This window comes from Paraburkholderia sp. 22098 (assembly GCF_052045935.1).
Lineage (GTDB): Bacteria > Pseudomonadota > Gammaproteobacteria > Burkholderiales > Burkholderiaceae > Paraburkholderia > Paraburkholderia caledonica.
This window is the reverse complement of record NZ_JBQEPV010000012.1, coordinates 70664-83257: the sequence shown is the minus strand read 5'-3', so window position 1 is coordinate 83257 and position 12594 is coordinate 70664. Positions and strand designations below refer to the sequence as shown.

General features: G+C 60.9%; 11 protein-coding genes. 6 read left to right on the top strand and 5 right to left on the bottom strand.

Going from position 1 to position 12594, the window contains the following annotated elements; translation table 11 throughout:
* Positions 1-17 precede the first annotated feature (17 nt).
* Both ACTJLB_RS23915 and ACTJLB_RS23910 read right to left on the bottom strand, forming a co-directional pair.
* Positions 18-1340: a LysR family transcriptional regulator gene (locus ACTJLB_RS23915; protein ID WP_440784668.1), complete on the bottom strand. Its 1323-nt coding sequence runs from the start codon at positions 1338-1340 to the stop codon at positions 18-20.
* A complete protein-coding gene (locus tag ACTJLB_RS23910; RefSeq protein WP_440784667.1) occupies positions 1337-2038 on the bottom strand; it encodes a GntR family transcriptional regulator in 702 nt (233 codons plus the stop codon). Before ACTJLB_RS23910 ends, ACTJLB_RS23915 begins: the two co-directional genes overlap by 4 nt.
* Before the next feature lie 400 nt (positions 2039-2438).
* On the opposite strand from ACTJLB_RS23910, the gene ACTJLB_RS23905 reads away from it, so the two are divergent.
* The 4 genes from ACTJLB_RS23905 to ACTJLB_RS23890 all read left to right on the top strand — a co-directional run bounded on the left by ACTJLB_RS23905 (position 2439) and on the right by ACTJLB_RS23890 (position 6841).
* The gene (locus ACTJLB_RS23905) at positions 2439-3284 is read left to right on the top strand and encodes a gallate dioxygenase (RefSeq protein WP_087753432.1); all 846 of its coding nucleotides are present in this window, start codon (positions 2439-2441) and stop codon (positions 3282-3284) included.
* Positions 3281-3640: a protocatechuate 3,4-dioxygenase gene (locus ACTJLB_RS23900; RefSeq protein WP_088173983.1), complete on the top strand. Its 360-nt coding sequence runs from the start codon at positions 3281-3283 to the stop codon at positions 3638-3640. Before ACTJLB_RS23905 ends, ACTJLB_RS23900 begins: the two co-directional genes overlap by 4 nt.
* Before the next feature lie 109 nt (positions 3641-3749).
* Positions 3750-5093: an MFS transporter gene (locus tag ACTJLB_RS23895; RefSeq protein ID WP_087753430.1), complete on the top strand. Its 1344-nt coding sequence runs from the start codon at positions 3750-3752 to the stop codon at positions 5091-5093.
* 278 nt (positions 5094-5371) lie between these two features.
* Positions 5372-6841 carry an alkaline phosphatase family protein gene (locus ACTJLB_RS23890; RefSeq protein WP_204521751.1) on the top strand — a complete coding sequence of 490 codons (1470 nt, stop codon included), beginning with the start codon at positions 5372-5374 and terminating at the stop codon, positions 6839-6841.
* Between the two features lie 45 nt (positions 6842-6886).
* Here the strand turns inward: ACTJLB_RS23890 and ACTJLB_RS23885 are convergent, their stop codons facing one another.
* Positions 6887-9253: a DNA polymerase II gene (locus ACTJLB_RS23885; RefSeq protein WP_440784665.1), complete on the bottom strand. Its 2367-nt coding sequence runs from the start codon at positions 9251-9253 to the stop codon at positions 6887-6889.
* A gap of 184 nt (positions 9254-9437) precedes the next feature.
* On the opposite strand from ACTJLB_RS23885, the gene ACTJLB_RS23880 reads away from it, so the two are divergent.
* A complete protein-coding gene (locus ACTJLB_RS23880; protein ID WP_020066394.1) occupies positions 9438-9863 on the top strand; it encodes a PRC-barrel domain-containing protein in 426 nt (141 codons plus the stop codon).
* Between the two features lie 136 nt (positions 9864-9999).
* Here the strand turns inward: ACTJLB_RS23880 and ACTJLB_RS23875 are convergent, their stop codons facing one another.
* Positions 10000-11010: a DUF2891 domain-containing protein gene (locus ACTJLB_RS23875; protein WP_408162673.1), complete on the bottom strand. Its 1011-nt coding sequence runs from the start codon at positions 11008-11010 to the stop codon at positions 10000-10002.
* A gap of 347 nt (positions 11011-11357) precedes the next feature.
* On the opposite strand from ACTJLB_RS23875, the gene ACTJLB_RS23870 reads away from it, so the two are divergent.
* Positions 11358-11561: a hypothetical protein gene (locus tag ACTJLB_RS23870; RefSeq protein ID WP_088174020.1), complete on the top strand. Its 204-nt coding sequence runs from the start codon at positions 11358-11360 to the stop codon at positions 11559-11561.
* A 45-nt stretch (positions 11562-11606) separates the two neighbouring features.
* Here the strand turns inward: ACTJLB_RS23870 and ACTJLB_RS23865 are convergent, their stop codons facing one another.
* The gene (locus ACTJLB_RS23865) at positions 11607-12536 is read right to left on the bottom strand and encodes a LysR family transcriptional regulator (protein ID WP_408198263.1); all 930 of its coding nucleotides are present in this window, start codon (positions 12534-12536) and stop codon (positions 11607-11609) included.
* Positions 12537-12594: the final 58 nt, after the last annotated feature.

Sequence of the window (12594 nt, the reverse complement as noted above, 5' to 3'; positions counted from 1 at the left end):
GTCGCCGCAAGCCGCCGCTAACTTGACGCGACGCTGACTGTGCGCGTGAGCTCGACCACCGACAGACGAATTGCGTCGATCAGCGCCCGAGCCGCCGGCGAGGGCGTACCTGCCGCGCGCATGGTCAGCCCGATCTCGCGCCGCGTGTTGTGCAGCGGCACCTTGAGTACTGCGAGTTGCCCCGCTTGCACCTCGTAGTGCAACTGCTGCGCGGATAGCGCCGCCACCATGTCGGTGCCGAGCAGCAGGCCGCGAATCACGGCGAGGTCTGCGGTTTCGACCGTGGGCAGTGGCGGTTTGATTTTCATCCGCTTGAACTGGGCTTCGAACAGCGCTCGCGCGGGCGCGTGACTGCGTGGCAGGATCCACTGCGCGTCGCGCAGATCCGCGATGTTCGGCTCATGAGCGCGCGTAAGCGGATGATCGCGCCGCACGAGAAGCACCATGTCTTCCGACATCAAGCGCTCGTTCTTCAGGCCGCTCGTCGAGTCGTTGTCGCGCAGCGCGCCGAGAATGAAGTCGATGTCACCCGCTCTCAATCCCGCGACCAGCGCTTCATACGCGCTTTCGTCGGTGACTACCCGCACGCCCGGATTGTCCGCGCTCAATTTCGCAATCGCTTTGGGAAGGATCAGCGTGCGCCCGAGCGGCAGCGCGCCGACCGTTACCGCGCCCCGAATATTGCCGCGCAGGGCGGCGATATCGTCGGGCACGTGGCGCAATTCGTTCAACGCGCGCCGCACATGCAGCAGAAACGTTTCACCTTCGGCGGTGAGCAGAATGCCGCGGGGGCTCCGGTGAAAGAGGCTCAGTCCCGAGCCGCTTTCGAGCACGCGAACCGCGGTGCTGACGGCGGGTTGACTGATACCGAACGTTTTGGCCGCGCTCGGCATATGACGGTGCCGTGCAAGCGCGACGAAAATCTGCAGCCGCCGTGTGTTCAGCAGATAGGCCGGCAGTGCGCCTTCAGCAGCAGGGCGGCGGCGTGCCTGCCGCGCAGCGCACCATTGTGCGAGTTCTTCGAGTTCTACGAATATCCGTTCGCAGCGAAGCAGCACCGCCCGGCCAACGGGTGTGGGCAGCATGCCCGAAGGACCGCGATCGAATAGCGGTTCTCCAACTGCCGACTCGAGTTCCTGAACCGAGCGCGTCACCGCCGATTGCGCGCGAAACAGCGCGGCGGCCGCACGCGTTGCACTGCCCATGTCCGCGACAAGGCGAAAGGCGCGCAGTTGCGCGAGATTGAGCAGGTCCTTGCTGCTTGCGGGCGCCGTGGTCTTCGCAGGCGCTTTGCCGGGCGCGTCGTTTCTGACGGCAACGAGCGATGCGTCGCGCGTCATGCGGCGCCCGCGATCAGATGCAATGCCGGCAGCGACAGATTCAGACTTTCCTTCGATATGTGCGTGTGCTCTTTCATCAACGCTTCGACGCGCGCGCCTTCGCCTTTCTTCAACGCGTCCGCGATTGCGTGGTGCTGTCGGTGCGCGTACATCAGCATCATGAATTGACGCTCGCGTGCGGCTTCGTCGAATGCGATGGTGGAGGGCGAGACGAACGGAATCTTGTCGTTCAGGCTCAACGCTGCACTAACCGCCGTGTTCTGCGCTGCCGCGATGATGAGCGAGTGGAAGCGTCCGTTCATCGCTGCATAGCGCACGTCGTCGCCGGGTTGAAGGCTGCCGTTGCGAAAGATGTCGTCGCCTTCGCGCAGGCAATCGTCGAGCGCGGCGGCAAGTGCAACGTCCACGCCGCTCTCGGCGACCGCACGCGCGGCGAGCCCTTCGAGCACGCCGCGCACGTCGATTGCGTTCAGTACGTCGCGTACGCTGAAGCGGCGGACTATATAGCCGCGCGCGCCCGAGCGGTCGAGCAGTCCTTCTGAAGACAGCACACTGAGTGCATAGCGCAGCGGCGTACGTGATACACCGAGAGATTGCGCGAGTTGCGCTTCGACGAGGCGTTGGCCCGGCGACAGTTCTCCTGCCAGGATCTTCTCGCGTAAGGTCTGAACAATAGCCTGCTGTGTCGTTTCGTTCATCGTCATCTGCTCATTGGACGTCGTCCAGTATAGCCACGCAAAACGCGCGGCACCACGGTAGAGACATACCTTGCGAGTTGGTTTCAGAGGCATCTATTTTGTTTATGGCTACCTGTCACCAAAACTCGTTGGAAAATGCTGCGCACGGGAAATTGGGATACAAAACGCTCCAAGCGGAGGAAGGCTTTCAGGACTGATACAAGGCTCAGACAGTCTGCAATGGGGCTTCATATAGGCACTCATTGACCCCGTAACATTGGTTTACCCGTACTTCCTACAAAGCCGCGCAACTCTTATCTTGGTATCCCAAGTGAAATGCGAGAAGGTGTTCAGCCTTCCTGCAACGTATCCGATTGGCCCGCAGTAATTGCGCAGCACGAAGCGACGGAAGACAAACGAAATGGCAAGGATCATTGGTGGTATCGGCACCTCGCATGTGCCGACTATCGGCATGGCGTACGACAAGGGTAAGCAGAACGACCCGGCATGGGCGCCGCTCTTCAAGGGCTACGAGCCGGTGGCGAACTGGCTCGCCGAGCGTAAGCCGGACGCTATGGTGATGTTCTACAACGACCACGCGAACAGCTTCTTCTTCGACTGTTACCCGACATTCGCTCTGGGCGTCTCGGGCAATCATGAATTCGCGGACGAGGGTGCGGGCAAGCGTCCTCTTCCGGATATCGCGGGCCATCCCGATCTTGCAATCCACATTGCCGAGCAACTGGTCAACGACGAGTTCGACCTCACAATCTTTCAGGACCGTCCGCTCGATCACGGCTGCAATTCGCCTCTCTCGTTGATGCTGCCTCATGCCGGCGGCTGGCCGCTTGCGCTGGTGCCCGTGCAGGTCAACGTGCTGCAGTATCCGCTACCGACCGCGAACCGCTGCTATCGCCTCGGCCAGGCGTTGCGCCGCGCGATCGAATCGTTTGGAGAAGATCTCGACGTGGTAGTGGTCGGTACGGGCGGTCTTTCGCACCAGGTGCACGGCGAGCGCAGCGGCTTTAACAACACCGAGTGGGACATGGAGTTCCTCGACCTGATCGTTCATGAACCGCAACGTCTTGCCGCGATGAAGCATGTCGATTACGTGCGCCTCGGCGGCGCGGAAAGCGTCGAAACGATCATGTGGCTCGCCATGCGCGGTGCGCTCGGTTCAAAGGTCCGCGAGCTGCATCGCAATTACTACCTTGCAACGAGCACCGCAATGGCCGTGACGATTTACGAAGACGAGGTGGCGCAATGAATCCGCAACTGATCGGCGTCGAAGAACTGACGGGCACGTATCCGTTCGATATCCGCCAGAGCATCAAGGCGATGCGCCTGAACCGCTTCTTCTGGCAGATGCGCGAAGCGGCGGCGCGCGCACTGTGGCTCGAAAATCGTCAGGCGGCGTATGACAAGGCAGGTCTCACGCCGCAGGAACGCACGCTGGTCGACAACGCCGACTGGATCGGCCTGATCCGCTACGGCGTGTGCTTCTTCGTGCTCGAAAAATTCGCGCGCGTGGTGAAGATCACCAACCTGGGCATGTACGCAAGCATGCGTGGCGAAACCCTCGAAGCGTTTTTAAAGACGCGCAACGTGCCCGACGCCGTTTAGCGCGCAGCACTTGAGCCGCGCGCTGACGGCTCCTTCAATTTCGATGCAAGAACAAAACCCGGCTTCCACGGAAAGCCGGGACGGGAAACTATTTTCTTCGGAGACATGCATGAAATCTGCAGATTCAGTCGACATCAAGGCGTTTATCGACGCACGAAAGGTGTCGCCCTACCAATGGCTCGTGCTCGTTCTGTGTTTTCTGATCGTCATGATGGACGGCCTGGACACGGCCGTGATGGGCTTCGTTGCGCCCGTCATCATGCATGACTGGAATGTAAGCCGCACCGCGTTCGGTCCGGTGATGAGCGCTGCCATGGTCGGCCTCGCGGTCGGCGCTTTGGCTGCGGGCCCTGTTGCCGATCGCATTGGACGCAAGAAGGTGCTCATTGCTTCGGTGTTCTGCTTCGGCTTCTTCAGCCTGATTTGCACATTTGCCGAGACGCCTGTGCAACTCGTCGCGCTACGTTTTCTCACGGGCCTCGGCCTTGGCGCCGCCATGCCGAATTCGACCACGCTGCTCTCCGAATATGTGCCGTCGCGCAATCGCTCGCTGCTGCTCACGATCATGTTCACGGGCTTCAATTTCGGCTCCGGCGCGGGCGGCTTCGTCGCGGCTTCGCTGATTCCGCACTACGGCTGGCGCGCGGTGTTCATGTTCGGCGGAATTCTGCCGATTGTGAGCGTGCCGCTGCTGCTGTGGCTGCTGCCTGAATCCGCGCGTCTGATGCTGGTGCGCAAACTGCCCACTCAACGTATTGCGGCGACGCTCGGGCGCGTATGCGGCCACGAATTCAGCAGCGACGTGCGCTTTACGGCGCCTGAACCGGTGGTCGCCGCCAAGGCGCCTGTGCGGATGCTGTTCGCCGACGGCTACGCATTCAGCACGCTGATGCTGTGGCTGACCTATTTCATGGGACTGCTGATCATTTATCTGCTGACCGGCTGGCTGCCGACGCTGATCAAGGACGCCGGTTTGCCCGTCGAGCGCGCGGCCGCGATCACCGGCATGTTCCAGTTGGGCGGCACTGTCGGCGCGGTGGCGGTGGGCTTCGCGATGGACCGTCTGGACCGCAACGGCGTGATCGGTGCGGCCTACCTGCTGGGCGGCGTATTCATCTTTGCGCTCGGCATGGGCACGCTCAAGTCGAGCCTGCTGCCGGTTCTCGTCACGTGTGCGGGGTTCTTCATGAGCGGCGCGCAGACCGGCTTGAATGCACTGGCGCCGAGCTGCTATCCGACGCGGGCACGGGCGACGGGCGTGAGCTGGATGCTCGGGTTCGGGCGCCTCGGAGGGATTCTGGGCTCGCTCGTGGGCGGTGCGCTGCTGTCGCTCGGGTTCAGCTTCCAGGTAGTGTTCTCGGTGCTGGCTGTCCCCGCCATCATCGCGGCCGTTGCAATCGTGATGAACCGGCTTGCGCTGCGCTTCATCAGCAGCCCGGTTGCCGACGCATAAGGCCTGAACCTGGAGCTTTGCGAAGGCTTGCAGCAGGTCGCTGTTTCCGGCCGTGCTGCATCGCTCAGTTCCGGCGCGGCGTGGGCATATCGCTCACCGTTTTCCATTGCTGGCCCAATCCTGTTGCCGTGGAAGAAGCCGGGCTGCGTTGTCAGCCCGGCTTTTCTTTTTAGCGGAACGGTAATTGCTCCCTCGTTGCACGAAATCGCCCGGCGGTAAAAATCCGCCACGCGAGTTCTTCCGCGAAAACAGCAAGCAGCTAACAAAGGGAGACGATCATGACGACCAGGCCAACCAATCCGCCCGATGCAGGCCGCCGCAAGGTTCTTGCCGCGCTGGCAGGCTCAATAGCACTGTCGGCGTGCGGAGGAGGCGGCGGAGGCGGTAACAGCGGCGGCTCCGGAGGAACGCCAGCCGTCGGCACGATTCCTCCTGGCCGCGCGAATCTGCCGCGTCCCGCGCTACCCGATCCGGCTACCTCGGGCATCGACCACGTGGTGCTCGTCACCATGGAAAATCGCTCATTCGACCATCTGCTAGGCTGGGTGCCCAATGCGGAAACTGCACAGAGCGGTCGAAATTTCAAAGATGCATTTGGCGAAACTCACACGCCGTTCTCGCTCCCTTCGAACGCCGCCTATGGTTTCCAGGCCTGCTCGTTCGCCGACCCCAATCACTCATACGACGCTGGACGCGTTCATCTTGCCAATGGCGCAATGAACGGCTTCCTGCTCACGCCCAACACAAGCCTTACGCGCGGCGACCTGTTGCCGATCGGTTATTTCCAGGCGGCAGACCTCGACTTCTATCGCGGCGCGGTACCGCAGTACACCGTCTGCGACTACTACATGAGCGGCATTCTCGCCGACACTTATCCGAACCGCGTCTATCTGCACAGCGGCGAAACAGACCGCTTGTCGGACACGCTCGCCACGTCGACGCTGCCAACGATCTGGGATCGCCTGGACGCGAAAAACGTCTCGTCCACCTACTACTTCCACGACGTGCCGTTTACCGCGCTCTACGGCACGCGTTACGTGGGCCGCTCGAAGCTCTTTGCCAACTTTCTCTCCGACGCAGCCGCGGGCACGTTGCCGTCGTTCTGCATGGTCGAGCCGAGCTTTGGCGGCGAGGCGCAGGGCACGTCGAACGACGACCATCCTCATGCCGACGTGCGCAACGGCCAGGTGCTGCTCGGCCAGATCTACGATGCGCTACGCACCAGCCCCAACTGGAGCAGGACGCTGATGATCATCGTGTATGACGAGTGGGGCGGCTTCATGGAGCATGTCGCGCCGCCCGTCAAGCCGGTGTCCGCCGCCGAGGCCGCGCTCGGCAACGACGGCCGGCTCGGTTTTCGCGTGCCCTGCATGCTGCTCGGACCGCGTGTGCGTGCCAACTACGTGTCGCGTTATCCGTTCGACCCGAGTTCCATTCACCAGTTGCTCGCATGGCGCTTCGGTCTGGACCCACTCGGCGTGCGCGCGAGCGATTCGACAACCTTCAACCTGGCCTATGCGCTCGACTTTACCGACGCCGCGCGCACCGACGCACCGGCGATCGCGGTGACGCAAGGCACCTTTGGCTCTGCCTGCTCGAATCTATCGACGGCGACTTCGGGCGCGAGCGGCATCGAGCAACTCGACAAGAGCCAGACCGTGCCGAACACGGCGATCAGTGCGCCAGGTGGCCGTTTTGCCGAGTTGCGAACCAAAGCGGACGCGCTCGGCTTTCCGGCGCCGCAGTAAGCCTGAATGATATGGCTTGCCCGACTTTACGCTGCTGGCACCGCGTCAGAACAACTGTTTCTGCCCGGACGTCAGCCGCGTGAAGTCGTCGCGTAGCAGCGGCAAGATTGCGTCTGCAACAGGTTGCAATTGACGCGTCAAATAGTGCTCGTAGTCGATGGCAGAGCGTAGCGTTTCGAGCGGCTCGGGTCCGGCGATCGTCATGACGTAGCTGATCCAGCCGCCGTTCTGATATTGCAGCGGACGTCCTTGCCGGCGGTTGAATTCGTCGGCGACACGCGCTGCGCGCACGTGAGGCGGCACATTGCGCTCATAGTCGCCAAGCGGCCTGCGCAGGCGCTTGCGATAGACGAGCTGATCGTCGAGCTTGCCTGCGAGCGTATCGCGCACATAGTCGCGCACGTAGTCCTGATAAGGCTGCTGTGTGAAGATGCGCCGATAGAGCTCCTGCTGAAACTGCTGCGCGAGCGGAGTCCAGTCCGTGCGCACCGTTTCGAGTCCTTTGTAGACGATCTCTTCGCTGCCGTCCGGCAAAACAGTAAGCCCCGCATAGCGCTTCTTGCTGCCTTCTTCGGCGCCCCGAATGGTCGGCATGAAGAACCGCCGGTAATGCCGCTCGAACTGCAGTTCGAGTGCGCTCTCCAGCCCGAAACGCTGTTGCAGATCCTGCCGCCACCATGCGTTGATATGGTCGACAAGCGTTCGTCCAATGCGGCTCGCTTCTTCTTCGCCATGCGCGTGCTTGAGCCAGACAAAGGTCGAATCCGTATCGCCGTAAATGACTTCATAACCTTCGGCCTGAATCAGCTCGCGCGTGCGGTGCATGATCTCGTGACCGCGCATCGTGATCGACGACGCAAGCCGCGGGTCGAAAAAGCGGCAACCGGTCGAGCCGAGCACGCCGTAAAACGCATTCATGATGATCTTCAGTGCTTGCGAGAGCGGCTTGTTCTGCTCGCGCTTCGCTGTTTCGCGGCCTTGCCACACCTGGCTCACAATCGACGGCAGGCAATGGCGCGTGCGAGAGAAGCGGGCGCCGAGAAAGCCCGGCACCGATTGATCGTCGGCGGGATTCAGCATGCCTTCTACCAGTCCGACCGGGTCGATCAGAAACGTGCGAATGATGGACGGGTACAGGCTCTTGTAATCGAGCACCAGCACCGAATCGTAAAGTCCGGGGCGCGAGTCCATGACGAATCCGCCGGGACTTGCGGCGCCCGCCACGTCGCCGAGATTAGGTGCGACATAGCCTTGCCGATGCATTCGCGGCATATACAAATGCGTGAACGCCGCGACCGAACCGCCGCTGCGGTCGGCAGGCAGGCCGGTTACGGTGGCGCGTTCCAGCAGAAACGGCAGCAGTTCTGTTTTGGCGAAAATGCGCGTGACGAGCTCGCAATCCTTCAGGTTGTACCGGGCGAGTGCCGGCTTGTCTTCGTCGAAGCGGCGCTGGATCTCATCCATGCGCTGATAAGGATTGTCGATAGCTTTGCCTTCGCCGAGCACGGCGCGCGAAACGTGTTCGAGACTAAACGACGGGAAGCTCCACGTTGCGGAGCGTAACGCCTCTATGCCGTCGATGATGAGCCGCCCGGCTGCACCCGCGAAATAGTGGTTCTGCTTGAGGCCGTGTTCGCGCCATTCCATCGCGGCGCCGCCACGTCCAAGCCGAAGCGGCACGCGATATTGTTCGGCATGCTGCTGGAGTACACGCAAATCGAACTGCACGAGATTCCACCCGATGATCGCATCCGGATCATGCCGCTCCATCCACGTATTCAACTTTTCGAGCAACTGTGCGCGCGTTTCGCAGTATTCGAGGTCGAAGTCGAGTTCGCTCGCGTCGCCGTTCGGCGGCCCGAGCATATACACCTGACGCTGCCCGCAACCTTCGAGTGCAATCGAATAGAGTTCGGCGTGGACGCTGGTTTCAATATCGAGCGACACGAGTTTCAATGAAGGACGATAGTCCGCTGCCGGTTTCAACTCGCCATTCACGAGCGCGCCGTCGCGTGCATGCTCACCGCTGAACACGACCGGCGCGGTGATGAAACGCTCCATCATGTAGCGCTCGGGCGGAAAGATGTCGGCTTCATAGACGTCGACGCCGCCTTGCTTCAGGCGCTTTTCAAAGCCGGTCAACTGACGATATTGCGGACAATACAGTCCCATCACGGGCCGATGATGAAAGTCGCGCAGTTCCAGTGAACGCAGATCGAGCGGCGCTTCGCGACGCAGAATGGTTTCGGCGCGCTCGCGCTGTTCAGCGGGAATGAATGCAACCGATGTTTGATGCCGCAGACGGATATGACGAGGCCCGCCGTCCGTTGCCAGCCAGAAATCGACTTCGGTGCCGGCGGGTGTGTCCCGCCAGTGCCGCGTCAAGATGAAACCCTGTTCAAGCTCAGTCAAACTCACCACCTCGGAAACAGCGCGTTATCGCCCGATGCGATTTTACCGCCCTGTGTATGCAGCGCGCTTCGCCCCTGTGTCACCGAGCATGCAGCCACGCGTCGCAGCCGGTATGATGCTTTCGCAGCGTTTCGTTCGGCGCGGTTATGCGCCGGTCAGATCTTCTAAAAAGGGAGTAAATAGAATGACTTTGGGCAAACTTCTGGTGGCTGTCGCGGTAGCTGCAACGAGCTTTGGCGCGCAGGCGCAAGTCGCCGGCACGCAACCCCTGAGTGTCACCGTCGAGCAGTCCAATGCGCTGCTGAACGGCTGGAGCGTTAAGAAGAGCATTCTTGGCAAGGCTGTGTACAACGACCAGAACGAGAAGATCGGCTCGATCCGCGATCTGGTGGTCGCACCGGACGGCTCGCTTTCCGCTGCAATCGTCGCTGCGGGCGGTTTCCTTGGCGTTGCGTCGCATGACGTAGCGGTGCCTATCGCAGCACTCGACATTCGCTCGGGCAATTTTTATCTGGCCGGCGCGACGAAGGCAGCCTTGAAGGCAACGCCGGAATTCCAGTACAACAAGGTCCAGGCGCCGGCGAAGCCGAAGAAGCTGTCGACACAGTGATGCAGGTGGCGGCGGATTCGCGGGCTCTACGAGAGGCCCGGCTTGAGGCGCGCGATTTGTCGCCTGATTTGTGAGTTGATCCGTCGCCCCACGCAGATCTGATTTGCAGGCCGGACATAGCCGGCCTGCACCCAACTCACGCTTCCAGTGCGAGCGTGGCGAACGTGCCCAGCCAGTGCTCGCCCATGTAATCTCCTGCGACGTGAGGCAGCGCGCTTTGCAAATGCCGCTCGGCCGAATCGAACAGCACTGCGCGCCTTATGTCTTGCGCCGGTAACGCGCGGGCCAGCGAGCGTTGACACCATGCACGGCTCAGATTGAGGCCGTCGAGGTGAGCAATCTTGCCGTCGGTGCGATCAGTGACGGTAACCGGTTCAAACAGCGTGGCGGGCTTTTTCGCACCCAGATCGGGAAGAAAGCGGCCGAACCAGTCGACGAACTGAGCGGGCGGCAACACACGCCGCATCAACTCGGCTTCCATCAGCGAAGGGGACAGAAACTCGTCGCCCGCGGGCTCCCATGCCTGGCAACCCACGTCGTGCAAAAACCAGCGCTCCGCGGTACTGACGATCAGCGCTTCGAGCTGGCTGTGTGACGTTTGCCGCGCGAAATCCAGCGTGAGTGCAAGCGCAAATGCCATGTTGAAGTGCGTGCCGACGCGCAACGGATAGGTGGCCTTGGGAAGGAACGTCTGGAAGCGTTCGACGAAAACTTCGGTCAGCGGCGCGAACGTTTTCGCCCACCGCGCAGCATCCGACAGCTTCAACGAATGCAACTGCGCGCTGAGCGCGAGCAGCCATGCCCAGCCATACGGCCGCTCGAAGCCCAGGTTGTGCGGCAAGTCCAGATAAGCGCGCTCGCCGGCCACGTTTGCCGCGGTGAAGTGCTCGTCGACCACAGCGACGATACGTGCTGCTTCCGGCAGGTCCGGAAAGCGCTCTATTAGATGAAGAACCAGCCAGTAGCCGTGCACGCACGAATGCCAGTCATAGCTGCCATAGAAGATCGGATGCAATGCACGAGGGCTTTTGACGTCTTCGGGGCCGGCAAGCGAATGCGTGAGTTTGTTCGGATATTCGCGCGTGAGGTGGGCGAGCGCAAGGTTGGCGAATTTCGAAGCGAATTCGCGAGTGAGCAGGGCAGTCATTAGCAGTTCCTCGAAGGCGGAATACGAACAGGCTACTAGTATCGTATTGGCGGCTGACAATAGCAAAGCGGCGAGCGTCGCGCGCTGCCAGATGCGCTCCGGGCAATTCCGTCGCTACGGCTGAATTGGCGCGATGTTGGCGTTTGCGGCCGCGAACAGAAGGCAATTGCAGTTAAAGCGGCGCTTAAATTTTCGAACGTTGATCGGGAGGGGCGAGAGCAGAAAAGGACGTCCGAGCGGTGTTCCTTTCGACTTCTTTGCGCCGCTCTTTTGCTCCGTATGCGCGTGCTATGGTCGCTTTCCAGAACAAGCAATGCGCTGATCACACGAAGATGGAGCAGTTCTTTATGCGGCGTACTAGTGCCGTGAATTTCCTGCTGGCGCGCCGGCGCATGTGCCTCGACAAGATTGCGGCCGCAACCAGCGACGACGTGCAACGCGAACGTGAAGTGGAGTTTCTCGAGCGCCTGGTACTCGACGTTCGCGCGGGCCGGCTCAGTACATTCGAATTGACCCACGCAAAAGCGGTTGCCGTGGTGATTACGGATTAGCGATTTAAAGTACTGCAAGCCTTATGGCGAAGACGTCCTCTTTTCTTACCTGCTGCGCACCGTACTGTAGAGGGGCAATGCCCGCTCTTCGAGCATTGCAATCGCCTGAACCGCCAGTTGCGACAACGTATGCTTACTGCTCGTCGCAATAGCAAGGCGGCTGAATAATGTCGGCTCGGTAATCCGTGTGACGCTAAAGCGCCGTTTGAGCGCGTCGCTCACGGTTGCGTTGAGCGGCAGCACTGCGTAGCCGATGCCTTCGCTGACCAGATCGAGAATCGACGACACCGCATCTACCTCCAGCTCAATGTTGAGCCTTACCCCTTGCTCGGCAGCGACTGATTCGAGCATGCGCCGGATTGCGTGCATGCGCCCGGGAATCACCAGCGGATAACGCGGAATATCGCGCAACGCGATTGCATCCACTGGCTCGCGTGCGGATTCGGCTTGCGCTTCGCTGTTATCAGCACCGATCAGAAAGAGTTCTTCGGTGAATACGGTGCGTTTGTCGATCAGCGGTGTATCGAACGTGTCGTAAAGAACTGCCACATCGACACGACCCATCATCAGCCATTCGATCAGATAGGTCGACAGACCTTCTGCAACGGAAATGGTCGCGCCGGGAAACGACGTACGAAAGCTGCGCACCAGTTCGTTGGTCGCCACTTTCGCGAAGCTCGGCGTAATGCCAATGCAAAAATGCCCGCCGACGGTACCGCGCAACTCGTCCAGATCTTGCGACGCGCGCTGGACCTGCGAGAGGATCCCTTTCGAATGAGCGAGCATTCGCTGACCTGCGGGCGTGAGCGCGACGCCGCGGCCATTTCGCTCGAGCAGCGTATGGCGCAATTCCACTTCGAGTTGTCGCACGAGCCTGCTCAGCGCAGGCTGGTTGGTGTCGAGCGTAATCGCGGCGCGGGTAAAGCTGCCGAGTTCGGCCACATGCACAAACGCTTCCAGCTGCTTGAGGTCCATGGCGGGAGGTATGTGAAATTCACATATCAGCTAGTTTGGTATAGCGATTGTATCGAGC

Excerpts from the sequence above, each read along its gene's own strand:
- ACTJLB_RS23900 (WP_088173983.1), top strand. The coding sequence starts at position 3,281 with ATGAATCCGCAACTGATCGGCGTCGAAGAACTGACGGGCACGTATCCG.
- ACTJLB_RS23875 (WP_408162673.1), bottom strand. The coding sequence starts at position 11,010 with ATGACTGCCCTGCTCACTCGCGAATTCGCTTCGAAATTCGCCAACCTT.
- ACTJLB_RS23905 (WP_087753432.1), top strand. The coding sequence starts at position 2,439 with ATGGCAAGGATCATTGGTGGTATCGGCACCTCGCATGTGCCGACTATC.
- ACTJLB_RS23890 (WP_204521751.1), top strand. The coding sequence starts at position 5,372 with ATGACGACCAGGCCAACCAATCCGCCCGATGCAGGCCGCCGCAAGGTT.
- ACTJLB_RS23895 (WP_087753430.1), top strand. The coding sequence starts at position 3,750 with ATGAAATCTGCAGATTCAGTCGACATCAAGGCGTTTATCGACGCACGA.
- ACTJLB_RS23870 (WP_088174020.1), top strand. The coding sequence starts at position 11,358 with ATGCGGCGTACTAGTGCCGTGAATTTCCTGCTGGCGCGCCGGCGCATG.
- ACTJLB_RS23865 (WP_408198263.1), bottom strand. The coding sequence starts at position 12,536 with ATGGACCTCAAGCAGCTGGAAGCGTTTGTGCATGTGGCCGAACTCGGC.
- ACTJLB_RS23910 (WP_440784667.1), bottom strand. The coding sequence starts at position 2,038 with ATGAACGAAACGACACAGCAGGCTATTGTTCAGACCTTACGCGAGAAG.
- ACTJLB_RS23915 (WP_440784668.1), bottom strand. The coding sequence starts at position 1,340 with ATGACGCGCGACGCATCGCTCGTTGCCGTCAGAAACGACGCGCCCGGC.
- ACTJLB_RS23880 (WP_020066394.1), top strand. The coding sequence starts at position 9,438 with ATGACTTTGGGCAAACTTCTGGTGGCTGTCGCGGTAGCTGCAACGAGC.